Source organism: Paraburkholderia sp. FW306-2-2C-D06C (assembly GCF_058781505.1).
The window spans coordinates 36616-59430 of record NZ_JBYSWU010000023.1; the positions used below are offsets into that span (position 1 = coordinate 36616).

General features: G+C 61.3%; 27 protein-coding genes. 13 read left to right on the forward strand and 14 right to left on the reverse strand.

From position 1 onward, the window contains the following. Positions 1–45: 45 nt before the first annotated feature. The 3 genes from AC3WLT_RS18785 to AC3WLT_RS18795 form a co-directional block, all read right to left on the reverse strand. The gene (locus tag AC3WLT_RS18785; RefSeq protein WP_492593192.1) at positions 46–324 is read right to left on the reverse strand and encodes a DUF1488 family protein; all 279 of its coding nucleotides are present in this window, start codon (positions 322–324) and stop codon (positions 46–48) included. 42 nt (positions 325–366) lie between these two features. Next, positions 367–585, reverse strand: coding sequence for a hypothetical protein (locus tag AC3WLT_RS18790; protein ID WP_492593193.1), 219 nt, complete (start codon positions 583–585; stop codon positions 367–369). Positions 586–860: 275 nt separating this feature from the next. Continuing rightward, positions 861–1061: a hypothetical protein gene (locus AC3WLT_RS18795; protein ID WP_492593194.1), complete on the reverse strand. Its 201-nt coding sequence runs from the start codon at positions 1059–1061 to the stop codon at positions 861–863. 35 nt (positions 1062–1096) lie between these two features. On the opposite strand from AC3WLT_RS18795, the gene AC3WLT_RS18800 reads away from it, so the two are divergent. Beyond that, positions 1097–1327: a hypothetical protein gene (locus tag AC3WLT_RS18800; protein ID WP_492593195.1), complete on the forward strand. Its 231-nt coding sequence runs from the start codon at positions 1097–1099 to the stop codon at positions 1325–1327. Positions 1328–1365: 38 nt separating this feature from the next. Here the strand turns inward: AC3WLT_RS18800 and AC3WLT_RS18805 are convergent, their stop codons facing one another. Beyond that, positions 1366–1617 carry a hypothetical protein gene (locus AC3WLT_RS18805; RefSeq protein ID WP_492593196.1) on the reverse strand — a complete coding sequence of 84 codons (252 nt, stop codon included), beginning with the start codon at positions 1615–1617 and terminating at the stop codon, positions 1366–1368. A gap of 233 nt (positions 1618–1850) precedes the next feature. Between AC3WLT_RS18805 and AC3WLT_RS18810 the strand changes: the two genes are divergently transcribed. Next, a complete protein-coding gene (locus AC3WLT_RS18810; protein ID WP_492593197.1) occupies positions 1851–2780 on the forward strand; it encodes a hypothetical protein in 930 nt (309 codons plus the stop codon). A gap of 129 nt (positions 2781–2909) precedes the next feature. Next, the gene (locus AC3WLT_RS18815; RefSeq protein ID WP_492593198.1) at positions 2910–4871 is read left to right on the forward strand and encodes an alpha-galactosidase; all 1962 of its coding nucleotides are present in this window, start codon (positions 2910–2912) and stop codon (positions 4869–4871) included. Positions 4872–4916: 45 nt separating this feature from the next. Here the strand turns inward: AC3WLT_RS18815 and AC3WLT_RS18820 are convergent, their stop codons facing one another. Further along, on the reverse strand, positions 4917–6881 hold the full coding sequence (locus AC3WLT_RS18820) for a beta-galactosidase (RefSeq protein ID WP_492593199.1): 1965 nt from the start codon (positions 6879–6881) through the stop codon (positions 4917–4919). Positions 6882–7156: 275 nt separating this feature from the next. Between AC3WLT_RS18820 and AC3WLT_RS18825 the strand changes: the two genes are divergently transcribed. Further along, on the forward strand, positions 7157–7579 hold the full coding sequence (locus tag AC3WLT_RS18825) for an ACT domain-containing protein (protein ID WP_492593200.1): 423 nt from the start codon (positions 7157–7159) through the stop codon (positions 7577–7579). Positions 7580–7677: 98 nt separating this feature from the next. Here the strand turns inward: AC3WLT_RS18825 and AC3WLT_RS18830 are convergent, their stop codons facing one another. The 4 genes from AC3WLT_RS18830 to AC3WLT_RS18845 form a co-directional block, all read right to left on the reverse strand. Further along, positions 7678–8019 carry a hypothetical protein gene (locus AC3WLT_RS18830; RefSeq protein WP_492593201.1) on the reverse strand — a complete coding sequence of 114 codons (342 nt, stop codon included), beginning with the start codon at positions 8017–8019 and terminating at the stop codon, positions 7678–7680. 3 nt (positions 8020–8022) lie between these two features. Further along, a complete protein-coding gene (locus AC3WLT_RS18835) occupies positions 8023–8820 on the reverse strand; it encodes an alpha/beta hydrolase (protein WP_492593202.1) in 798 nt (265 codons plus the stop codon). A gap of 28 nt (positions 8821–8848) precedes the next feature. Further along, complete coding sequence (locus AC3WLT_RS18840; RefSeq protein WP_492593203.1) at positions 8849–9136, reverse strand: GYD domain-containing protein; 288 nt, start codon at positions 9134–9136, stop codon at positions 8849–8851. Positions 9137–9288: 152 nt separating this feature from the next. After that, a complete protein-coding gene (locus AC3WLT_RS18845; RefSeq protein ID WP_492593204.1) occupies positions 9289–9615 on the reverse strand; it encodes a hypothetical protein in 327 nt (108 codons plus the stop codon). 544 nt (positions 9616–10159) lie between these two features. On the opposite strand from AC3WLT_RS18845, the gene AC3WLT_RS18850 reads away from it, so the two are divergent. From AC3WLT_RS18850 to phbB, 3 genes are all read left to right on the forward strand, one after another. Beyond that, entirely contained in the window at positions 10160–10924 is a 765-nt protein-coding gene (locus AC3WLT_RS18850; RefSeq protein WP_492593205.1) for a hypothetical protein, read from the forward strand. Between the two features lie 48 nt (positions 10925–10972). Then, on the forward strand, positions 10973–11539 hold the full coding sequence (phaP, locus tag AC3WLT_RS18855) for a TIGR01841 family phasin (RefSeq protein ID WP_492593206.1): 567 nt from the start codon (positions 10973–10975) through the stop codon (positions 11537–11539). Between the two features lie 131 nt (positions 11540–11670). Continuing rightward, entirely contained in the window at positions 11671–12414 is a 744-nt protein-coding gene (gene phbB / locus AC3WLT_RS18860) for an acetoacetyl-CoA reductase (protein ID WP_492593207.1), read from the forward strand. Positions 12415–12519: 105 nt separating this feature from the next. Here phbB and AC3WLT_RS18865 read toward each other — a convergent pair whose 3' ends face one another. After that, positions 12520–12723, reverse strand: a complete 204-nt coding sequence (locus AC3WLT_RS18865; protein WP_492593208.1) for a hypothetical protein — start codon at positions 12721–12723, stop codon at positions 12520–12522. Positions 12724–12808: 85 nt separating this feature from the next. Between AC3WLT_RS18865 and AC3WLT_RS18870 the strand changes: the two genes are divergently transcribed. Beyond that, a complete protein-coding gene (locus tag AC3WLT_RS18870; protein WP_492593209.1) occupies positions 12809–12979 on the forward strand; it encodes a hypothetical protein in 171 nt (56 codons plus the stop codon). Positions 12980–13145: 166 nt separating this feature from the next. Here AC3WLT_RS18870 and AC3WLT_RS18875 read toward each other — a convergent pair whose 3' ends face one another. Genes AC3WLT_RS18875 through AC3WLT_RS18885 form a run of 3 tightly spaced genes read right to left on the reverse strand, consistent with a single transcriptional unit; the run spans position 13146 to position 17559 of the window. Next, the gene (locus AC3WLT_RS18875) at positions 13146–13778 is read right to left on the reverse strand and encodes a response regulator (RefSeq protein WP_492593210.1); all 633 of its coding nucleotides are present in this window, start codon (positions 13776–13778) and stop codon (positions 13146–13148) included. Further along, a complete protein-coding gene (locus tag AC3WLT_RS18880) occupies positions 13775–15406 on the reverse strand; it encodes a hybrid sensor histidine kinase/response regulator (protein ID WP_492593211.1) in 1632 nt (543 codons plus the stop codon). Before AC3WLT_RS18880 ends, AC3WLT_RS18875 begins: the two co-directional genes overlap by 4 nt. After that, positions 15403–17559, reverse strand: a complete 2157-nt coding sequence (locus tag AC3WLT_RS18885) for an ATP-binding protein (RefSeq protein WP_492593212.1) — start codon at positions 17557–17559, stop codon at positions 15403–15405. The genes AC3WLT_RS18880 and AC3WLT_RS18885 overlap by 4 nt, the downstream gene beginning before the upstream one ends. 28 nt (positions 17560–17587) lie before the next feature. Here AC3WLT_RS18885 and AC3WLT_RS18890 point away from each other — a divergent pair, with 28 nt between their 5' ends. Beyond that, positions 17588–18583 carry a hypothetical protein gene (locus tag AC3WLT_RS18890; RefSeq protein ID WP_492593213.1) on the forward strand — a complete coding sequence of 332 codons (996 nt, stop codon included), beginning with the start codon at positions 17588–17590 and terminating at the stop codon, positions 18581–18583. Here the strand turns inward: AC3WLT_RS18890 and AC3WLT_RS18895 are convergent. Further along, positions 18580–18888: a hypothetical protein gene (locus AC3WLT_RS18895; RefSeq protein WP_492593260.1), complete on the reverse strand. Its 309-nt coding sequence runs from the start codon at positions 18886–18888 to the stop codon at positions 18580–18582. The two genes, AC3WLT_RS18890 and AC3WLT_RS18895, sit on opposite strands and share 4 nt — an antisense overlap. Before the next feature lie 429 nt (positions 18889–19317). Between AC3WLT_RS18895 and AC3WLT_RS18900 the strand changes: the two genes are divergently transcribed. The 4 genes from AC3WLT_RS18900 to AC3WLT_RS18915 are packed head-to-tail and all read left to right on the forward strand — an operon-like array spanning position 19318 to position 22627. Next, the gene (locus AC3WLT_RS18900; protein WP_492593214.1) at positions 19318–20175 is read left to right on the forward strand and encodes a transporter substrate-binding domain-containing protein; all 858 of its coding nucleotides are present in this window, start codon (positions 19318–19320) and stop codon (positions 20173–20175) included. Further along, positions 20172–20933, forward strand: coding sequence for an amino acid ABC transporter permease (locus tag AC3WLT_RS18905; protein WP_492593215.1), 762 nt, complete (start codon positions 20172–20174; stop codon positions 20931–20933). Before AC3WLT_RS18900 ends, AC3WLT_RS18905 begins: the two co-directional genes overlap by 4 nt. After that, a complete protein-coding gene (locus tag AC3WLT_RS18910; protein ID WP_492593216.1) occupies positions 20923–21771 on the forward strand; it encodes an amino acid ABC transporter permease in 849 nt (282 codons plus the stop codon). Before AC3WLT_RS18905 ends, AC3WLT_RS18910 begins: the two co-directional genes overlap by 11 nt. Beyond that, positions 21758–22627, forward strand: coding sequence for an ATP-binding cassette domain-containing protein (locus tag AC3WLT_RS18915; RefSeq protein ID WP_492593217.1), 870 nt, complete (start codon positions 21758–21760; stop codon positions 22625–22627). Before AC3WLT_RS18910 ends, AC3WLT_RS18915 begins: the two co-directional genes overlap by 14 nt. Positions 22628–22815: the final 188 nt, after the last annotated feature.

Here is a 22815-nt window from a genome sequence, read left to right on the forward strand (position 1 = left end):
GGATGCCAATCCGCGGGTGTGGGTGGTTGAGTTCCGGAGAGCCTGCTAATGACCAGCCTTCTTGAAATCGCTCATTGTCAACAGGATTGGATTCGTGTCACTCGATCCGACCTTCGCCTCCGCGACGGCCAAAATCTCGAACTGCGCATCTTCAAACGCTGCGAGCAAGTCTTCCCGTCCATCACCGGCCGCATCGCAGTATTCCTTCAACGCTTCAGCGCTTATCTCGAAGACTGGCTGGTGATCGTCGAAAATTACCCGAAAGGCGACTGTCGAACGCGCTGTCACTCTCGGTCTGAAGCCTTCATCGACGTGCGTAGCCATAATGATTTCCGTTCTCAGTGCCGAAAAATCGTAGGGCGCTCCTTAAACGCCGTGTTCGTCGCACCACTGGATCGCCCAGCGCCGCGCCGCCTCGAACGCGTCAGCATCGGACGGGTAGTCCCCGAGGTCACCCGAGTACTTCACCTCGACGACCTCGCCCCCCGCAGTGGAGCGCCGGTAAATCTTTGCGCGACCGTAGTAGCGACCACCTTCATCAAGCGGCGACGCGTCGATGTGGAACTCCTTGTAGTCGAATTGCATGACCACCTCCAGAAGAGCGCTCTATTCGTCGTCGCGTTGAACAAGTTGCAAGTTCCCGCTCGCGTCCCGGCCGAGACTCACGAGCTTGTTCCTGTAGTCACAGGCTGGGCAGAGGAAAAAGAATCCTTGGTCATCGGCTTCCGGCGCGACCTGATCGAAGTCGTACCGCGCATCGCAGTTTCGGCAGGTCCACATGTCGGCCCCCGGCAGTTTCCTGAAGGAATCCTAGCATGACCGCCAGCACGCAGTGCATCCGGAGACACACCGTGAAACGACTACATCGCATCGATGCGGCGTTCCGCGTCGAAACGAGCCTCTTCGATCGCCTCCTCCGGAGTTCGCGCAGGCGACTCCGGGTTTTTCCAGTAGATGGGCGGCTTGGTCAACGTGTATGCCCAGTCCCACCTGCCGTCCTTTTGTTCGGTCACGTAGACGCTGTAGTTGACTTCCTTGTACGAGAAATTGTGGCTGGCCATGAAGGTCTCTCTCGGGGTATACGAGGAATCCTGGCATGAGCGAAACCCAATCCCTCGGCGACGCGCTGCCAGACGAAATCAAGCGCGTGACCGAGATACTCGGCCACTACGCCGAACTCGGTCCTGTCGGCACCTTTGGCGCAATCATGATCCGAGCCGACCTTGACGCGGCAACGCGTGCGATTGGAAGCGGCGACGTTGTTGCCATGCTGCGCGCCTTCGAGACACTATCAAGGCCTCCAGCACTGCGCCTCGCTTGCGTTTGACATCGCAAAGCCGACAGACGCGAAAGAACCGGAAACGATCAACCGCCTTTGTGAATCATGTCGACGCGCCGCTTGCCTTCGACATACCCAGCCTCGCGGGCTTCTTCTTCACTGTGAAACGTGGCGACAAGTTCATCGAAGCGAATGCTCTGCCCCGCCATGTGGGCATCGGCACCGTGGCGACAGATGTACGCCGAGTAATGCCACAAGGTGGCTGGAGCCGGCGGACCGTATGCAAGGATCGGCAGGACCCAGACTTCGTACCCGTTGTGTTCGATCTTGTCCCACATGGCAGTCTCCATTCAAAACTTGAAGGAATCGTAGCATGAGCGAGAACAGCAATATCGAATGGGCGAATTACACGTCGCGGGCCGCGAAGGTACGCTCACGCACTGGGGCGCGTGGCTATATCTGATTCGGCGTGGATGCCAGGATGCCCCATAAAACACGAATACTGCAATGATCGACGGGGTATGCTGCACGGTAGTGCCAACAACCTGAGGCGGGAGGCCGGAGCACGTTAATGGTCGCGCTTGCTAAAAGCATAGGCAACAACAGGCCACGCAAATTGAAACTGATGTTAGCCATCCTGGTCATGTGCTGCCTGTGCCATGGCCTGCTCGCGTTGGGGGCGGACGATGCTTCGACCTTGCGCGACAAATACCAGAGCCTGGCGCAACAGCTCAAACATAACCAGTTCCAGCGTCCGCTGTATCTTGAATCGGCAGAGTCACCGTCAGCGCTCAAGGGCGACATTTACGCCGTGGTGGACTACCCATTCGCTACAGTCAGCAGCGCGCTCGATGACCCCGCGCACGGCCCTGCCAACTGGTGCGATGTGCTGATACTGCACCTTAATACCAAGTATTGCCATGCCTCGACCAGCAACAACGGCGACATGGTGAGCGTGAATATAGGCAGAAAAGTCGAACAGAAACTCGCGGACACCTACCGCGTGCAATTCCATTACCGCGCAGCAGCCACGAGCCCAGGATACTTCCAGGTGGACCTCAACGCCGACAGCGGTCCGCTGAGCACAAAGGATTACCGTATCGTGCTCGAAGCGGTAGGCATAAGTGGCAACCGGACCTTTCTGCACCTGACCTACTCGTACAGCTACGGCATGGCGGGGCGCATCGCCATGAAAACCTATCTGGCGACCATTGGCAGCGACAAGGTCGGTTTTACCGCCGCCGGTGGCCCGTCCTCCGAACAGACTGAATACATAGGCGGGGTTCGCGGTCTGGTGGAACGCAATACGATGCGCTACTACCTGGCGATAGACGCCTATCTTGGCGCGCTATCCAGCGCGCCTGACAAGCGTCTGGAGCAACGCCTCACTAACTGGTTCGATGCAACTGAACAGTATCCGCGTCAACTGCATGAGGTGAGTCGGCAGGAATATATCCAGATGAAATACAAGGAATACGAGCGCCAGCAGACGGAACAATAGGCAGGTGGCACACGAGGCCGGCACGGCACCATGCCGACAGTCTGCTTCTCGAGCCGAACCCGGCCCCATAACGAACTTTGGTAGTTGTACTCTATGGATCAGGCACCCGCCTCATCCTGGGCTTCTTCCATGCACGCCAAAGAAAATGTGTCCAAGCATCCGGGCATGCCCGCGTTCCAGACGAACGGTGACTGGCATTCTTTCGGTAACGCGGCGATCGCCTTGAACTGGACCGTCAGGCACCAGCATCTGGCCGATTTCGCCCTGACCGACCGCGTACACCTACGCACTCTGCCTGTCACCGCGCCGTTTGCGCTATCGCTGGCCGACGGTCGCACACTGGGCATTGCCGACCTGAAGCTGCTTGCGCCGCTGCGCGAAGAAATGCTGACGGCAAATCCCAAGGCGTCTCGACTGGCCGAACGGATCGCGGGCAGACGCGTGCGTGCCATCCTCGGTGACGAACAGGATCGCCTGCGGGTGGAGTGGAGCGTGGAGCAACGCGAAAGCTCGCAGTACTTGCGCTTGCAAGTGGCGATTACCGCGCTCAGCAAGGACGAGCACATTGCCACCGTTTCGCTGCTGGAGACGCAGGCGTCCGGTGCGCAAACCGGCGGCGAGTTCAAGGGAACACCCGTGGTCGCGGGCAACGTCTACCTCGGTTTCGAGCTTCCGTTGTCGGAAAGCCAGGTACGCGGCGACACCGTCAGGTTCATCCTGTCGCGGGCCTTGCCGCTGGAAAAGGGCAAGACTAGTGTCTTCTCGGCGGTGGCGGGGGTGGCTCGCGACGGCCAGCTACGCCGCGATTTCGCGGCCTATCTCGAACGCGAACGAGCCCATCCGTACCGCCCGTTCCTGCACTACAACTGCTGGTACGACATCGGTTACCTCACGCCGTATACGCAGCAGCAAGCGCTCGAACGCATCGACGACATCGGCCGCGAGTTGCACGACAAGCGCGGCGTACAACTCGATTCCTTCCTGTTCGATGACGGTTGGGACGACTACAGCGGCAGCTGGCATTTCGGCAGGGATTTTCCGCATGGATTCGTGCCGCTGCGCGACGCCGCCGCCCGGTACGGCGCGGCGCCAGGCGTGTGGCTATCGCCGTGGGGCGGCTATGGCTCGACGCGGCAGGAGCGCGTGACGCGGGGCCACGCCGCCGGATACGAGTTTATCGATGGTTGCTTCGCGCTGTCCGGGCCGAAATACTATCGACGCTTCCATGAGGCCGTGATGGAACTGCTCACGCAGCACGGCATCAATCACTTCAAGCTCGATGGCGCCGGCAATGTCGACAAGGTGGTCCCAGGCAGCCGCTTCAGCAGCGACTGGGACGCGGCGATCCAGCTGATCGAGGACATCCGCGCGGCCAGGCCCGATACCTTCATCAACCTCACCGTCGGCACGTATCCGTCGCCGTTCTGGCTGCGCCACGCCGACTCGATCTGGCGCGGCGGCAAGGATGACGACCTGGACGGCGTAGGCAGTAACCGCGAATGCTGGATTACCTATCGCGACGCACAGACCTACCGCAACGTCGTTGTCAGGAGTCCGCTGTTTCCGCTCAACTCGCTGATGCTCCACGGCATCATCTACGCGCAGTGCAACGATCGGTTGAACACCGCTCAAGGCCAGGACTTCGCAAATGAAGTGCATTCGTACTTCGGCAGCGGCGCACAACTGCAGGAGTTGTACATCACGCCGTCGCTGCTCAGCGACGGCGACTGGGACGTTCTCGCCGAGTCTGCCAGGTGGGCCCGGGCGAACGCCGACGTGCTGCGCGACAGCCACTGGATTGGCGGTGCGCCGGACGGGCTCGAGGTGTACGGCTGGGCTGCATGGTCGCCGGTCAAGGCGATCATCACGCTGCGCAATCCCGACAGCCAGGCGAAGAGCTTCGTGCTCGATTTGCGGCGCCAATTGGAGTTGCCGGCCGGCGCGGCGGGACGATTCCAGACGCGCAGCTTATGGCACGGCCATGCCTCGCATGTTCCGCCGGCGCTGGACGCGGACCAGCCGCACACTATCCCACTCGCGCCTTTCGAAGTGCTCACTTTGGAGCTGGTACCAGCCGGTGGCGAAGGGTAATCGAAGTGGCCGCGGATTTCCCGGTGTTGGCTTCCAGTGCCTTCTTTACGATAGCGTGCGCGCCAGTTCAACCGGTTTCGCTTCCATCTGGTGCAGATCGAAGATGACGACCTCGTTGTCACCCGGCCTCAGCCAGGGTGCTGGACAATACAGGCGCTTTTGCGGACCGACATTCCAGTAGCGGCCCAGATTGTGCCCGTTGACCCAGACCACGCCTTTGGTCCAGTCACGCATGTCGAGATAGGTATCGCCGACTGTATCCAACGGCAAGGTCGCTTTGAAGAACAGTCCAGCCTTACGGGGGTTCGAGCAGACGGTGCGCAAGTTCGTGATAAACGCGGTATCCATCGGTAACAGGAAGACTTCCCAGCCGGTGAGCGTGTCGCTCGAGCCTCCCGCATCCTGCAGCGTAACTGGTTCGAGAATGCCTTTGCGGTCGATCATCGCGTGGTCATAGTTGACGCGCCCCATGCCCTCGACGAGGATATCCAATGATACGTCGCTGTCCGGCGACGACGACACAAGCGGAACCGTAAGCGGCGCGTGGTGCGTGACATTCAGCGGCTGCGCGCAGTGCTCCGGCATGCAAGCTCTCGACACGCCGCCTACATATTGCTCGCCGACGAAAACGGTCGCGTAGTCGTGAACATCCTTGAGATCCAGCACACCACCGCGATAGCCCTGCAGTTTCTTGCGATACAGCGCGAAACCAAACGCCTGGCCGTACAACTCGAACGGCTGTGGGTCGACGGTTTGCGCGGCCGGGAGCGCGCCAGGCAGGTTGTCCCAAATGGACGCGCAAAGTTCCGGCATCAAGGCCTGACCTCCTTTGCGCCTGATCGTCGGGACAGGTTTCGGTATATCGGGCAACGGCGTCGAGAGATAGCGGGCAATGACGCGGCGGTACTTCATGTACTTCGACGTCGCCACGCCTTGCTCGCTGATGGGTGCTGCGTAATCGTAGCTGGTAATGTCGGGTTGATATTCGCCTGAATCGGCATCCACGTTTGCGCCGGCATAGAAGCCGAAGCTGGTGCCGCCGTGAACGACATAGAGGTTGAACGACAGCTTCAGCTGCATGAGCGCGTCTAGCGTGCCGGAGATATCGACGGCAGTCCCTTTGAGCGTCTCGTCGCCCCAATGGGTGAGCCACCCTGGATACACTTCACCGGCCATCGCCGGAACGGCCGGAAATTCCCGCCGGACGGCCGCAATTTGCTCTGCATCGCCATTGCTCAATGCAATCGCGCCGCCGGTGACGCTCGTGCGATTCTGTTCAAGCTGCCTGATGCCATCTTCGGTATAGAACGGCCCCTGTATCCCTTCCTGAAGCCAGAGCTGCCGTATCTCTTCAAGGTAAGCCGGGTTGCTGGCGTACGAGCCGAATTCATTCTCGATCTGAATCATCAGGATCGGTCCCCCGTTACTCACCAGCAGTGGTTCGATGCGCGGGCTCAGCTCCCTGATGTAGCGAGCTACCGCCGACATGTAGCGAGGATCGTTAGCGGAGTCGGTCCTGAGCTGGATGTCCGGATAACTCAACAGGTACGACGGAATGCCGCCCAGATCCCATTCGCCGCAGATATAGGGACCCGGCCGCAGCAACACCCACATCCCCTCCTGCTGACACAGTCGAATGAATGCTTCGATGGCGCGGTTCCCTGTGCGGAAATCGAAAATGCCTGGACTCGTTTCGTGGTAATTCCACATGACGTAGAAGGCGATGCAGTTCATCCCCATCGCCTTGGCCATCAGGATGCGATGCTGCCAGTATTCGGCCGGGATGCGGGCGGGATGCATCTCCCCGCTGCGGATCTGGAAAGGCTCGCCGTCGAGCAGGAAGCTTTCGCCGTCCTGGCTGAAAGAAAAAGTGTGTCCGCTTTTGACTGTTGGGGCTGGGATGTCGACTGCGGAAGTTCCGGTCAGGCTGCTGTTCGGGTCATTGCCGCCATCGCGTGCCAACCTGACTGGCAGGAGCGCGGTGAATGCTGAGGATTCTCTTGTGTCCATTGATTGCATTTCCCAAGATGCTATCGAGACGTGGCGCAGCCGCGCCGGCTATATCGGCAGCTTGCCGGAAGAAGCGTCGCATGACGACAAACCGAAGCGGGTGGTTTCCTGGGCGCACAGTGCCGGCGTTGCATAGCATCAAACCTAGCAGTGCCGGCCCGGGAATTCCCGGCATTCCCGGCATTCCCGTGTGTCGCTTACGCTGCCGGCCTTGCTCGCGTGCCGTTGGTGAACTAGATTTTTATAGTGAGATGCATCAGGCGGGAGGGACTGCCATGGAACTGAGCGTAGAACGCGTCGATGTTTGGGCAGCTACCATCGAGGACAAACCGGGTGGGCTTGCGTATGTATTAAGCGCGTTGCGGGATGCTGGCGTAGACTTGCAGTTCGTCGTCGCACGTCGCACGCCGGAAGCATCGGGCAAGGGGGTCGTGTTTGTCGCCCCGCTGCAGGGGGACAGGGAGATCCAGGCCGCGACACAGGTGGGGTTCACCGTCACCCCGAGCCTTCACTCCGTCCGTGTAATGGGTCTGGACCAGTTGGGGATCATCGCGCAATTGACCCAGATGCTGGCAGACGGGGGGATCAACCTCCGCGGCGTTTCCGCCGCTGTACTTGGCACACAGTTCATTGCTTATCTCGCGGTCGACTCGCTGGACGATGCAGAACAGGCGATGGACATTCTGCAGAGGGCCTGAAGGGCCCGTGCCGGACCGCGAACTGGCCTGGTTCTTCCTATCGAGGGTGCTCCCGCGAGGTATGGCCACGGTCGCGGAGAATCGTCGCGCTGTGGCGATCACCGCCCGGTCAGCATCCGGAGGATTTTCTGTACGATGCGCTCATGCTGCTCCAGCGCCTCATCGAGCGTACCTGCTCCATAGCTCTTGTTGTCTCGCGCTTGCATTCCGGCGATGCGCGTCACGAACAACAGGGCCTCCCCGGTACTCGTTTCGGACGCACCGCAGAAGCGGGTCGTGACCGTCACGCCGGATTCTTCCAGCAACGTGCGGCGGAAGATCAGTTCGTTCTCAGACATCCAGCGCGACCACTCGCTGCGGTCGAACACCTCGACAGGCCGGTTCTTCTCATCGAGGACGTAGAACCGTTCCCACTTGGGCGGGACAGAGCGGGATTTCATATTTCAATGGGAAGGCGCGAGCAGGAAGCCGATCGCCTCCTGCCACCAGGTATCGTCGACGTGCCCGATCCAGTCGTTATGTCCAGCCGCCTTCACGACCATCAGTTGTTTCGGATCGGCCAGCGCGTTGTAGAGCGCCTCGCCGAAGCGCGCGGGGACGATGCTGTCGCTTTCCGCAACCACGACGAGAACAGGGCGGTCGAACGACGCCAGGTGTGTCACGCTGTCGTATCGGTCGCGCAGCAGCCACTTCACGGGGAGCCACGGATAGTGGTAAGCAGCGACGTGCTCGAGCCGATCCCATGGCGTGATGAGCAGCAAGCCGGCGGTCTTGTCGCGTTCGCGCGAGCCGGCCGAGGCCACCACGCCGGCCCCGAGCGATTCACCGATGAGCAGCAGCGGCGTGCCGTAGAGGCGATGCGCAAGCGCGATGGTCTGCTGGGCATCGGCTACCAGACGCTCTTCGCCCGGCACGCCGTCGCGTGGCCCGTAGCCAGGATATTCGGCGAGGATCACGCGTAGCCTAAGCCGGGTGAGCACCGCGGCATAGAACGAACGGTGTCCGGCGTGCCCTGCATTGCCGTGAAAGACGATGGCCGTGCCGTACGCCTTTCCGGCCGGCTCGGCCACGAGGCCCCGAAACGCCTCAGGTGTCGGCCAGGCGCGAAGTCCGCCGGACGCGAGGTCCTCGATTGCGGCCTTCTCAGGGAAGTAGATAAAACGATCCTGCAAGATGGCGACTCCTGCGAACACGGTCAGACACGCTACGGTGAGACGCAGCATCAACCCGGTAAACTTCATCGCCTCGAGCCCGATCCATCGATCTCCGTTACAGTGCCGCGATGAACTCGTGCCACGGCGTGGCTTGCAGGGTCTCGGTGGCGGCGTGTCCGTAGCCTCGGATGATCAACGCTGCCAGCTCGAGCTGTTTCAGATCGGTCGACTCAACAACGTCCACGACGTCGAAGCGCCCGAGTGTCAGATAGCTGTCCTTCCAGGTGACGGCAGGGCATGCGGTCCTGATCTTCTCGGCCACTGTGGCGGCGAGTTGCTTCAGGTCCTCGGGATCCTTGAACGCGTCAGGAGCGAGACGGCTGAGGATGACGTACGTAGCCATGACATACCTCCGTGCAAAAAATTGCTCCGCAATCGGGCACGGCAGTCATGCGAAAGCAAACGGCCGCGCGTCAAGCGGACGCGTTGCTGCGCGTCTTGATGGCGCCGAAGTGTAAATAGCCCCGGCGGGTTGGACCGGGGCCGTCAGGTAGGTCAGTGCAGCTGTCGCTTCAGGTCAGAAAGTTCCGAATGCATCGAACTGACTGCATCCATGATCCTAGCATCGAGACTGCCGGCTTTTTGGCAAGCGCGCTCTGCACGATCACCGATCCGTTCGAGATCATCGACGCACTGCCGGATTCGATCCTCATCCTTGGACGACATGACCTTCTTTGCCGATTTGCATTCCTTATCGAGCTCATCCACCCAGTTCATCAAGTCCTTCGGAATCGCCGCCTCGGCATGGCAGGTCCGTGATGCCTCGCTGACGGTTTGCTGCAGATGAGTAAAGCGCTTCTGGATTTCACTGGCTTGCAACATGATGCCCCCTTCTTGAACATCAGTTCCAGATCAATTCGGGCAGCAGATGACGGTGTGTTGCCCGTGCCATGGCCATTCGCCCGCTTCAATCGGCTGCCGGCGACGTTGCATTGCGTCAAAAGGGGCACCCGAGCACGCGAAAGACGCTTTTCTAGTGTAGGTCATAATCGCTCGCCTGCTCCGATGTGCCCCCGAGGCCCGTGCGTTGGACTATCAACGATCAGTTCCCTGCGACTTGAGGAGGGCCCAGTCCATCGTACTTCCACGAAGCAAAGACTTTAATGCGACAACGCCTCTGGCGCTCCTTCACTCCAACCCCATTTCCACACCCTGCTCATCGACCCGGTCAACGTGGCCAGGCGTTCACCAGATTGGTGACGTTGACCGTGCCGATGCCGGTAGCGAAGTCCCAGCCGACACCGGCGCTATTTGATTTGTTCTCCACCCAGCGAACAATATTCACATTGGAATTGTTGTCCGGAATTACGCTCGCACAAGGATCCCCTGCTTTGACGCATGCCTCTGCGTCAAAGAGAAAATGCGTTTGAATCGCGCGTTCTTATTCAAACGAATTCTTGACGAATTATTTACCGATCGGCATCGACTCGCCATATACGTGATTTTCGATTGGATTTCGAAGAAAGTTAGACCTATAGTACGGCTCAGACATGAATGTAAACGACGTCATCGAGCAGTATTCGAAAATGTACCGGGGGTGGGCATGGGTATATTGATCGATGAAGAGATCGCGCACATCGAGTGCGTGATGCGTCCGTCGTTATGCGGGTTTGAAGGCGGTCCGATTCTGTCGGCCGAATATTGGCGCAGACGGCTCCATCAGCTACTCGACTCTTACCACCTGACTAAAGTCCAGTTATGCTCGATCGATAGCCTGCTCCTGCAGTTGAACCGGTTCGACGCAGAGCAGCCTGACGCGCCGAGCCGTCGACGGCGCCTTCGTACAGGAACTCACACACGCCTCTACCTTGTGACGCCCGCTGGCAACTCGGCGAACAAGCGGCATCAGGCTGTGCTTCCCTCACCGGTTGACGAAGCAGACCGGTGGGACACGTCGATTTCGCTCGCGGTCGCCGTGCAGGAATTGTTGGAGGATGGCCTCGCCGCCACGCTGAAGGCCGTGAGTGCCGGACATGTATTGCTCGGCGTTCAGGCGATGAGGTTGGCGCAGATTTCGGGGTTTGAGGTATGGCGGGATGGCATAACGCAACAATTGCAAACGAAGCGGCTCTACGCTCCGTATGCGCCCGTTATCGAAGATCCTGTGACGCTAGCCGACTTCATCGAATGAAAGGTTTTCCTCAACGTACCTTTTACCTGTCACTTCCGGGAGCAAGCGATGAATCTGTGGAATCCTGAGCAAAACGCAGTGATCCGACAAGCCAACACAGAAGCATCGTTTGCTTTGGCAAACAAGACCGTCGAGATCTTTCAGAAGGTGATCGAACTGAACCTGAAAACCGCCCGGTCGAGTATCGCCGAAACCAAAGAGGTGATGCTCAAAGCGTTATCGGGAGACAGTCCGCAAGAATGGAGCAAGCCGCACAGTGGCGCGGCGGAACTGATCGTGCCGCAAATCCACTCGTATTTCAGTCAATTAATCGCCATTGCATCAAATTCCCAACTGGAAATTGCAAACATCGCCAATGACCATTTCGTCGGGCAGCAGCAAAAATTGCAAGAGCTGATCGACGGGGCCGCACAGTATGCGCCTGCTGCCGCGGAAACCGCCACCTCAGCCTTGAAGTCTGCGATTTCCGCCGCAGGCGCCTGGTACGAGACGACGCGCAAGGCCTCGCAACAAACGATCCTCACTGCCGAAAACAACGCCGAAGCAGTGAGTGCGGCCGTGTCGAGAACCACCAGGCAGGCGGTCGAGCGGGCTTCTCGCGCGACATCGAAGTAATCGTTGTCTCCGGCCAGGAGGTTCGCATCCGTAAGCCGGCGAGTGGTGGATTTCATGGTGCGGCGATGCCCCAGGACTTTCGGGTTTCCATTCGCCGCTGTCTCCGTTTATTCGATGATCAGGTCACGAAAATGACAAAGCAGATCGTACTTGTCACGGGCGGAACCGGCGGGATTGGCGAAGCCATCAGCATCAAACTCCACGATGCGGGCTATACGGTCCTGGTGACGTACTCGCCGAAAAACACCGGCGTCGACGCATGGCTTGCACACATGGAGGCCCAGGACCGCCGGTTCAAGGCTTATCCGGTCGATGTGGCCGACTATGAATCGTGTGCAAAGTGCGTCGCGAGAATCCTCGCTGAAGTAGGCCCGGTAGACATTCTGGTCAACAACGCCGGCATTACGCGAGACGCAGTTTTCAAAAAGCTGGACAAGGGCGACTGGGACGCGGTCATCCGCACCAATCTCGATTCGGTCTTCAACATGACGAAGCCCGTATTCGACGGCATGGTCGAGCGTGGCTGGGGGCGCGTTATCAACATATCCTCGATCATCGGCTCCAAAGGCGGCTTCGGCCAGACCAACTATGCGGCCGCGAAAGCAGGTATCCACGGATTCACGAAATCGCTGGCGCTCGAAGTCGCGAAAAAAGGCGTGACCGTCAACACTATCTCGCCCGGATTCATCGCGACACGGATGGTAATGGCAGTGCCGCAGGATGTCCTTGAAACCAGGATCATCCCCCAGATACCCGTCGGACGACTGGGACAGCCCGCAGAAGTCGCCGCGCTTGTCCTGTACCTGTGTTCGCGCGAGGCAGGTTTTCTGACCGGGGCAAACATTGCCCTCAACGGCGGTCAGCATCTCCAGTGAGCTGACTGGCCGATGCACACGCCATGCGCAGGTCGCTTACCGCCCAACTATGCCGCCGCCGAGCAGGGGTGGGCGAAAGCTCGTCTGCGGCGTGCACCGCAAGACTCAATGCACGACGCCGAAAAACGCTTCGGCGCCTTCGACCGGCGTGAGTCCCACCTTGAAATAACCCTCGAGCCGTTCGGCCGTCGCGTCGCTCAACGTGAACGGCGGGCGGACGAAGCCGACCGAAACGGCGTGGTCGTACCACGCCAGCATCCACGTCCGCAGTTCCAGCTCGTTCTGCGAAAGGCAGTTGTCTTCAGCCATGTGTCGTCTCCTTCGCCGTCAGCGCCTCGTCCAACGGCAAGCCGGCGGCAATCATCGAAGGACGCGCGGCGCCGGGTGGAAAAACATGCCAGGTTCTATCAGTGTGGCGGAAGAAAAACAGAGCGAGCGGGCCGCCCGGCCGTTGCACCTCGACACACACGCGGCGTGTCCGGCCAGATTGCGAACGATGCGTCAACAGTATCCGGACCGGCTGGGCGCTCGCCGCACCCAGCAATTTCTCGACCAGTCCGCGTAACGATTTTTCTCCCACGACAGGCTGCGCTCCATGTTGCCCATAACGCATCGTAAGACGCGCTTGCTGGCGGCTCAGTCGGGAGCGGCGGATAGTTCATTCAGGAACAACTGATTCGAACGTCAGGATTTCCCTAACACGCCGACCAGGATGATTCATCAGACTAGCGTCATTCGGCGGCCAGACCGTGCCTGATCGCATAGCGGATCAGTTCGGCGTTATTGCTGAGACCGAGCTTCTGCATCAGGCGCATCTTGTGCGTGCTGATGGTCTTGGCGCTGAGCGAGAACGTGTCCGCGATGTCGTTGATGCTCTTGCCGACCGCCAGCATCTGCAGCACCTGGAATTCACGATCGGAGAGGATGTCGTGAGGCGGCGCATCGCCCGAGTGGGTCTCGAAGATGATCGCGTCGACGAGCTTCGGATCGATGAAGCGCCCGCCGGCAGCAAGCTTGCGAATCGCGGCAAGCAGCACCTCCGGATCGCTGTCCTTCGTCACGTAACCGGTCGCGCCCGCACGCAACGCGCGCGAGACGACCTGCGCCTCGTTGTGAATGCTCAATACGAGGACCGGCAAGGCCGGCTGATCCGCGCGCACGCGGCGGATCAGATCGACCCCGCTGATGCCCGGCATCGTCATATCGAGCAGCAGCAGATCGACGTGACTCGTGCGCAGCTTGTCGACGACCTCCGAGCCTTGAGCGGCCTCGCCGGCGACGACGATATCCGTCGTGGTCGCGATGATCTGTTTCAGGCCGCCACGCACGATCGCATGGTCATCTGCAATCAGGATCTTGATCATTTGTCTACTTTGTCATCTAACGGAATGTGGATTGAAACTGCCGTGCCCGCGCCGGGCGCGCTGTCGATCAGCAGTGATCCGCCAATCGCTCGCGCGCGCTCGCTCATGCCGAGCAGGCCATAGGAATAACTCTTGCGCGCCGCTTCCTGATCGAAGCCGCAGCCGTCGTCGCTGACATGCAGATCGAGGGCCGTCGCGGAGCGTGTCAGCGTCACGTCCGCTCGCGTCGCGCAGGCATGGCGCGCGACGTTGGTCAGCGACGCCTGGACGATGCGGAATACCGCCGTCGCGAACGCATCGGGAAGCACAGGCTCGCTGCCGTTGATCCGGAACTGGCAGGGAACGCCGCTGTGCCGGCCGAAATCTTCGACCAGCCACTCCAGCGCCGACACGATCCCGAAGTTCAGCGCGGCAGGCCGCAAATGACTCGCGACGTTGCGCACCATCCAGATGGTCTTTTCAACCAGTTCGCGCATGCTGTCGGCCTTTTTCATCGCCTCCGGGTCATTGCCGAGACGCATCCTGAGCAGCGAGACGTCCATCTTCAGCGCGGTCAGCAACTGACCCAGCTCGTCGTGAATTTCCATCGCGATGCGCTTTCGTTCCTCTTCGCGGATGGCTTCCATATAGGCCGACAGTTCGCGCAGCTGTTCGCGCGACTCGAACAGCGCCTGCTCCATGCGCTTGCGTTCGGTGATGTCGTTCAGACCGACATAGATCGCCGGCGCATCGTCGTAGGTCGCCACCCGGGCCGTCGCGATCGCCCAGAATACCGTGCCGTCCAGCCGCCTGAGCTGGACTTCCGTGTCGCGGAAACTGCCCTCTTCGCGCAGATGCTGCACCAGCCTGTCGCGCTCCGCGGGATTCTCGTACAGGTCCACGATGCTGGTGACCGGGCGGTCGCGCGCGTCGATACCGAATAGCTCCCGCAACGGCTCATTCGTATAGAGAATCTTGCCGCCGGGCATCGACGTGATGCACAGCGGCACGGGACTCGTCTCGACGATGGTGCGAAACCGCCCTTCGCTCGACAGCAGTTTCGCCTCGGCCCGCCTGCGCTCGTCGATCTGCGACCGCAGGCGCGCATTCGCCCGCGCCAGTTCGTCGGTGCGTTGCGCGACGCGCTCCTCCAGGCCGTCGCGCACGCGGGACAGCGCAGCCTCGGCCTGCTGGCGCACCACCACTTCGCTCTGCAGCTGCCGGTTGCGGGCAACCAGCTGCCTGTGCATGGCGCGCAGCGCCAGATGCGTGTCGATGCGCGCCATCATTTCGTTGATGCGCACCGGCTTGGTCACATAGTCGACGCCGCCCGCCGCGAAGCCTTCGACCATGTCCTCGCTGCCGGTGAGCGAGGTCATGAAGATCACGGCGATATCGCGCGTCGCCTCGTTCATCTTGAGCCGGCGGCAGGTTTCGAAACCGTCGATGCCCGGCATTTTCACATCGAGCAGGATCAGATCCGGCTGCGCAAACTGCGCGCGCTCGAGCGCTTCCGCGCCGTCGAGCGCGACCAGCACGCGAAACCCGCGGTCCACGAAACTGTCGACGACCACGCCCAGACTCGCGGGCGTATCGTCGGCGATGAGGATGGTGGGTGGCTCACCCGGGTGGGGGGAGGTCTCGCTCATGGTGCCGGCCTGCGTTCCATATGCTGCTCGACGAGTTGGAGAATCGCTTTCGACTGATAGCCTTTCGCCAGTTGACGAAGCTGTGCCGCGAACGACGCATAGAGCGGGTTGAGCGCGGCGACACGTTCGGCCCACAGCACGATCTCCCGCATATTGCCATCGCGGGCGAGGCGGTGCAGTTCGCTCATTTCCGCGGCCGGCACGGCCAGCTGCCGCTCCAGCGACGCACTGGGCGCGACCGACGGCGCCTGTGGCGCATAACTCCACGTTAGCGACAACAAGGCGGCGATTTGCGCGAGCAGCTTGTCGAAATCGACCGGCTTGGAGAGGAACGCGTTCACGCCGGCGGCGAGGCTGTTTTTCTCATCGGAGCCGGACGAACTCGCGGACACCGCGATGACAGGCAACTCGGCAAAACCGGAGATCTGCCGCAGCCGGCGGGTGGTCTCGAGACCGTCCATTTCGGGCATGACGATGTCGGTCAGGATCAGCGACGGCCGTTCGCTTTGCGCCTTCTCGAGCCCTTCGCGGCCGGTTTCGGCTTCAACGGTCTCGAAGCCGAGCTTCGTCAGAAACTCGACGACGACCGCGCGATTGACCGGCACGTCGTCGATCACCAGAACCTTCCGACGCGGGCCCAGGTAGCCCGTTTCGACCCGGGCGGCCGGAGCAGCGGGCATGGCGGCCGGTTCGGCGAGCGCCGGAGCCAGTTCGAACCAGAAGGCGCTGCCGTGTCCCACGCGGCTCTCGACGTGGATATCGCTGCCCATAGCGCGCACGAATTGCCGGCTGATCGCGAGACCGAGCCCGGTGCCCCCGACGCGCCGCTCGAGGCCGCCGACCTGCTCGAACGGTTCGAAAATCTTCTCCAGCTGGTCGGCGCTCACGCCGATACCGGTGTCGCGCACGTCGAAACGCACCTTGCCGGCCCCGGTTCGCGCGATCCGCAGGCTCACCTCGCCGTGGTCCGTGAACTTGACCGCGTTCGCGAGCAGGTTGAGCAGGACCTGGCGCAGCCGGCGTTCGTCCGCGCGCACGGCGGACGGCACACCAGGTGCGATTTCGCAGATGAATGCGAGCTGCTTCTGCTCCACCTTCACGCCGATGATCTCGCGAATCACGTCCACCAGGGCGGAGAGCGGCACGTCGCCGATCTCGATGCGCAGTTTGCCTGCTTCGAGCTTGGTGAAATCCAGCGTGTCGTCGATCAAGGCCAGCAGATGTTCGCCGCTGCGCTGGATCACCGCCACCCCTTCACGTTGCCGCTCGCTCAGCGTGGGGTCGCGCCGCAGGATCTGCGCATAGCCGAGGATGCCGTTGAGCGGCGTGCGCAGCTCGTGACTCATGCTGGCGAGGAACTCGCCCTTGGCGCGGTTCGCCGCTTCGGCCGAACGCCGCGCTTCGCGCTCGGCGGCGGCGTCGCGCTCTTCGAGGTAGCGGCGATGCAGCCGCGCACCCATATCGTTGAACGCGGCCACCACCCGGTCGAGCTCGTCCGGTTTGCGCGGCGGCCGGCGCTGCAGGCTGAACGGCCGTGGCGGCTGATGAAAATCGTAGCCGCCGACGGTCCGCGCGAAAGCACCGAGATGCCGCGTCACGAGCCGCGACAGGATGTAGATGGCGAACAGCGAAACCAGGAAAGTATTGGCCGCCTGGCTCACCAGAATGACGAGCGCGGTCTGCTTCAGCTCATGGTAGAGATTGATCAGCGTCGCCTCGACGTAGAGCGTGCCGATTCGCTGCTCCTTGCCCTGAACCCGGTAGAGCAGCGGAACCTCGCGTTTCAAGGACGGCCCCGCCTCGCGCCGCCCCGCCGTCACCACCATCGGGAACTGCGCCGTGTCCGTCTCGCGCACCTCGGCGACGCGAATGTCGGCGAGACGCAGCATGCCGTCGAGTTCGAGTTGCAGCTGCGCGCGGTCGAGGCGCCACAACGCCTCGCCCAGACTGTCGCGATAGCTTCTGTCGATATCGGCAAGGCGATTCTCGACCCGTTCGATACCGCTTTCATAGTCGCGGTAGAGTTGAAATCCGGTCAAAATCAGCGTAACCACACAACTGAACAGCAATACCGTCGCCAGCAGCCGCAACACGACGCTGCGGCGAAAGCGATCGAACGAACTCCACAAGGCGCCAAACATGTTGAGAGCCATATCCCCCCGCGAGTGCTCTGGATCTCTTTTGTTCTATTCTGCGCTCGTCGCCGATTCGCGGTCTACAGCCGGCGACTCCCGCGGCGTTCCGTCCGCCGTCAAGCGACCCCGCCCCGGCGCCCTCTCTCCGCGCGCGTGGAGCATCGCGGCCCTACGCGGCCTGCTCGCCGGATTGACGATCTGCGCCGTGCTGATTCCGGCGGCGTTCGCGCAGGATATCGTCAAACCGCTCAAGTCCGAAGAATTCCTCGTCCGTTACGCCTACCCGTTCGAACTCTTGACGGAAGTGCTCACCCGCACCACAGCCAAGTATGGCCCCTACGTCGAACAGCCTTACACCGACGCCATTTCGGTGGCCCGTTCGCACATGGAAGCCGTCAAGGGCGAGCGCATCAACGTGATGATCAGCGACGCGGGACACAAAGAGTTCGACGAGGGCATGATCCCGATTCCGTTTCCGATCGACAAAGGGCTGCTTGGCTACCGCGTCGCGCTGATCGCCGCCGACAACCAGCCGAAGATCGACGCGGTCGGCACGCTCGACCAGTTTCGCAAGCTATCCATCGGACAAGGCAGCGATTGGGGCGACGTGCGCGTGTATGAGTACAACCATGTGCCGGTCAGGACGGCGGAAACGTACGATTCGCTTTTTCTCATGCTTCTGCACCGGCGTTTCGACCTGTTCCCGCGCGGCGTGACCGAGGCGCCCCAGGAATTACGTGTTTACGGCGCACGCTACCCGAACCTCGCGATCGATCGTCATCTGCTGATCAGGTATCCGTTTGCCCAGTTTTTCTACGTTAGTAAATCGGAACCGCGCCTCGCCGCGCGCATTCGCGACGGGCTCGAACAAATGGTGCGGGACGGCAGCTTCGATGCCTTCTTCAACCGGCACTTCAGCCAACAGTTGGCCGCCTTGAAACTGAAAGACCGGACACTCGTCGAACTTCAGAATCCGTTCCTGCCGAAGTGGGTTCCGCTGTCGCGCAAGGAACTCTGGTTCGATCCCGCAAGCCTGCGCTAGCCGATTGCCGTTATCCGCTCGGGCGCGATGCCGAATGCGAGGATCTCGTCAACACAATCGGCCAGTTCGCGGAGCGCCTGCGACGTCTCCCGGTTCAGTGTTTCGGGATGCGATTTTCTGAGTTCGCGCAACGTTTCGCCAAGCCGCCTGATGGCATGCGGTCCGCTATCCAGAAGCGGCCAGCAATGCAGCAGATAACCCAGCGGCGTCACACTCCTGTTTTCGCACCATGTGTCGAACAGGTGCAGACAGAGCGAGTTGATGTGCTCCACCTCGTTTTCGCGTCCGGACAAATAGGGAATCATGGGAGGCAACCGCATGGACGATTCGATATTTCATCCTAGGCTGGCGACGGGCGTGATGCAGTCAGGAAGCACGGAAAATCGGCACTACACATCCTGAATCGAGCATAAGGAAATCCTTACCCCTGTATGACGCCCTTTTTCCAGGGCCGCCCTCTGCGAGCCGGTGTTACGCGTCAACTGGCCACGTCTGCGTTCGGAGCGGGCTTATGCAGAGATTATGCAGAGAAAATGTAGGCGCGATGGGCAGCCGGCAGGTTAGGGGAGCGCGCGCAATGCCGCAATAAATCGTCGCAACGTCAGATACGACGCTTAAACATCGGCGCCGTCTGCACAAATGCGCGAACCAGATAACGGTATGAAAATTGATTGGTTCTTTCCTGAGCCTGGCATGCCGAGAATAGGCGATCCCAAATTCCGCCTATCCTTTTCATGTTCAACGCACCGCATCGCATCACGCTCCACCGCGCTCTGCGCGCCTTCACTGTCCTCGCCGCTGTCCTCGCCGCATTCACCGCCGGCGCCGCGCACGCGGACAGCACGCTCGATCGCATCCATCAGCGCCACAAGATCGTGATCGGCGTGATCCTGTCCGGGCCGCCGTTCGGTTCGCTCGACCCCGCCACGCAAAAGCCGCTCGGATTCAACGTCGATCTCGCCGAAGACGTCGCGAAGCGGCTCGGCGTCGAAGTGGAACTGACACCGGTGCAGCCGTCGAATCGTGTGCAGTTCCTGCAGCAAGGCAAGGTGGACGCGCTGATCGCCAACATGGAAGTCACGAAGGAGCGCGCGGAGATTCTCTCTTATCCGCCCACGCCGTTCGAGGAAATCGGTGGCGCGCTCATCACGCGTAAAGACAGCGGCATCAAGACGTGGAGCGACGTGCGCGGCAAACCGGTATGCGTATCCCAAGGCAGCAACTACACCAAACCGCTCGCCGGGCAATACGGCGCACAGGTGAAGGCATTCCGCGGCCAGCCGGAATCGCTGCTCGCGCTGCGCGGCAATAACTGCGTCGCCGCGGTGCACGTCGCGCCGACCTTGCGCCTGCTCGTCGCGCGCAATCCGGACTGGAAGGACTACACCATCCCCGTATCGAACGATCTGATTCCGTCTCCGGCCGTGATCTGGGTGCGCAAGGGTGAAACCGACACTCAGAACGCGCTCGAGAAAATCGTCCAGGACTGGCATCGCAGCGGCTGGCTGATCGATGTCGAGCGCAAGAACGCGATGCAGCCTTCGCAGGCCGTGCTCGACCTGCACGAGAAGTACAAGGCGCAACGTACATGAGTGCAGCGCTTGCAGGCTTCTCGCAAGCCGCCGCGACGCTCGTCGATGCCATCGGCAAGATCGGCCTGAACTACAGCTTCGTGCTCGACGCGGACGAACTCGCATCGTTCCTGCACGGCATGCTGGTCACGCTCGAGTTGTCGCTCGTCACGGCGCCCGGCAGTCTGGCCGCCGGTGTCGTGCTGGCTGCCATGCTGACTTCGCCGCGCGCTGCGCTGGCGCGCCCGGCGCGTGTCTTCGTCGAAATCACTCGCAATACGCCGACCCTCGTGCAGCTGTTCTGCGCGTTTCTGGTGATCAACATGCTGATCAGCGAGGCGCTGCGCGATCTCGGCGGCAATCCGTTGACGCCGTTCATCTGGAGCGCGATCGTGATCTCGCTGCACAAAGGGGCGTTTCATGCGGAAGCATTGCGCGCCGGCATCGAAGCCGTGCCGCGCGCTACGCTGGAAGCGGCGCAGTCGCTCGGCTATAGCCGGCGCCAGCGCCTGTGGGGCGTGCAATTGCCGCTCGCGGTGCGGTTCGCACTGCCGGCGCTCGTCAACAATATGGTGGATCTGGTCAAGATGACCACCGTCGCCTCGGCGATCGCCGTCGGCGACATCACCTATGCGTCGATCATGATCTGGACGCAGCGCGACAACGTGCTCGAACTGATGATCCTGATCCTGCTGTTTTTCGGCGCGCTGACCTTCGCGGTCAACCGCGCGGGACGCTGGCTCGAGGCGCGTTTGAGGATGCCCGGCTATGGCCACTGAAACGCGCTCAACGCCCGCGCGGGGCGAACGGCGCCGCCCTGCCGCGCGCCTTGCAGCGCGCCCTGCCGCCCGTCTTGGCGCCCGCTTTGGCACATTACTCGCGGTCGTTGGCGTCGCCGCGTTGCTTGCCGTGATCGAGCACGAGACCGCCTATGGCCGCCACCATGCGACGCTCAACGCGCTCACGTGGGCGCCCGCGCTCGCCAAATCGCTGTGGGTCAACATCGAAATCAGCTTGCTCGCGATCGCGCTCGGCACCCTGGCCGGCCTCGTGCTCGGACCGCTGCTGCTGTCGCCGCTGCGGATCGTGCGCGTCGTCACGCGCGGCTACGTGCAGGTGTTCCGCAACGCGCCGCTGCTCGTGCTGATCTACTTCTCGACCTACGTCTTCCCGTTCGAAATCGCGATCGGCCATCACACGCTGCCGTTCCCCGACTGGTTCAAGGTCACGCTCGGTCTCGCGCTGCCCGCCAGCGCCAACTTCGCGGAGATCTTCCGCGGCGCGATCCAGTCGATCCCGCACGCGCAGTGGGATGCCGCGCGTTCGCTCGCATTCAGCCGCACGCAGGTATTCCGCTGGATCATCCTGCCGCAGTGCGTGAAGCGAATGCTGCCGCCGTGGATGAATCTCTACGCCAGCATCACCATGGCGACCGCGCTCGCGTCGCTGGTCGGCGTGCACGATCTGCTCGACACCGCACAGGTCGCCAGCAATACGGTGGCGCGTGCGGATTTCACGGTCGTCGTCTATTTCGCCGTGCTTGGATTGTTCTTCGCGTACTGCTATCCGATTGCGCGCCTCACCCGTTTCATCGAAAAACGTTATGCCTTCAGTTGACGCCTCAGTTGACACCTTACTTGCCGCCTCCTCCGCCGCGCGCCCGCTGGTACGGTTGCGCGATGTGCATCTTTCATTCGGCGCCAATCCGGTGCTCAAGGGTATCGACCTCGACGTGTTCCGCGGTCAGGCCGTATCGATCATCGGTCCGTCGGGTTCGGGCAAATCGACGATCCTGCGCTGCATCACAGGACTGCTGCGCCCCCAGCAGGGCGAGATCGAAGTCGACGGCACGCGCGTCGATCAACTCGCGTCCGAACGCGACGAGATCGAACTGCGCAAACGTGTCGGCTTTGTGTTCCAGCAGTACAACCTGTTTCCGCATCTGAGCGTGCTCGACAATCTGGTCGTCGCACCGGTGCGCATTCTCGGCCGCGACAAGGCCGCCGCAACCCGCACCGCTTACGACCTGCTGAAGAAAGTGCGCCTCGCCGATAAAGCGCGTGCGTATCCGGGCGAGCTGTCGGGCGGACAGCAACAGCGCGTGGCGATCGCTCGCGCGCTCGCCATGCAGCCGGATCTGATCCTGTTCGACGAGGTGACCTCCGCGCTCGATCCTGAAACCGTGGGTGAAGTGCTGACCGTGATACGCGATCTGGTGCGCGACGGCATGACCTGCGTGCTCGTCACGCACGAAATGCGTTTTGCCGAGGAAGTCAGCGATGCGGTTTACTTCACCGAAGCCGGGGTGATCGTCGAGCAGGGTCCTGCTGAACGGCTGTTTCGCGCGCCGGCGAACCCGCGCACGCAGGCGTTTCTGGCGCACATGCCGGGTGTGCCGGGTGTGTTGGACACGGCACTTGCAGCGCAACCGCGTGTACCGCTGCAACTGGATCTGAACCGTTTCGCGATCTGAGCGTCCCTGGCCTCGGGTGGGGACTGATTCAACAGGACTAACCCAACGAGACTTACTCAGCGAGACTTACTCAGCGAGACTTACTCAGCGAGACTTACTCAGCGAGACTTACTCAGCGAGACTTACTCAACGAGACTTACTCAACGAGACTAACCCAACGACGCTGCGATCCAAAGGCGCGGCACCTG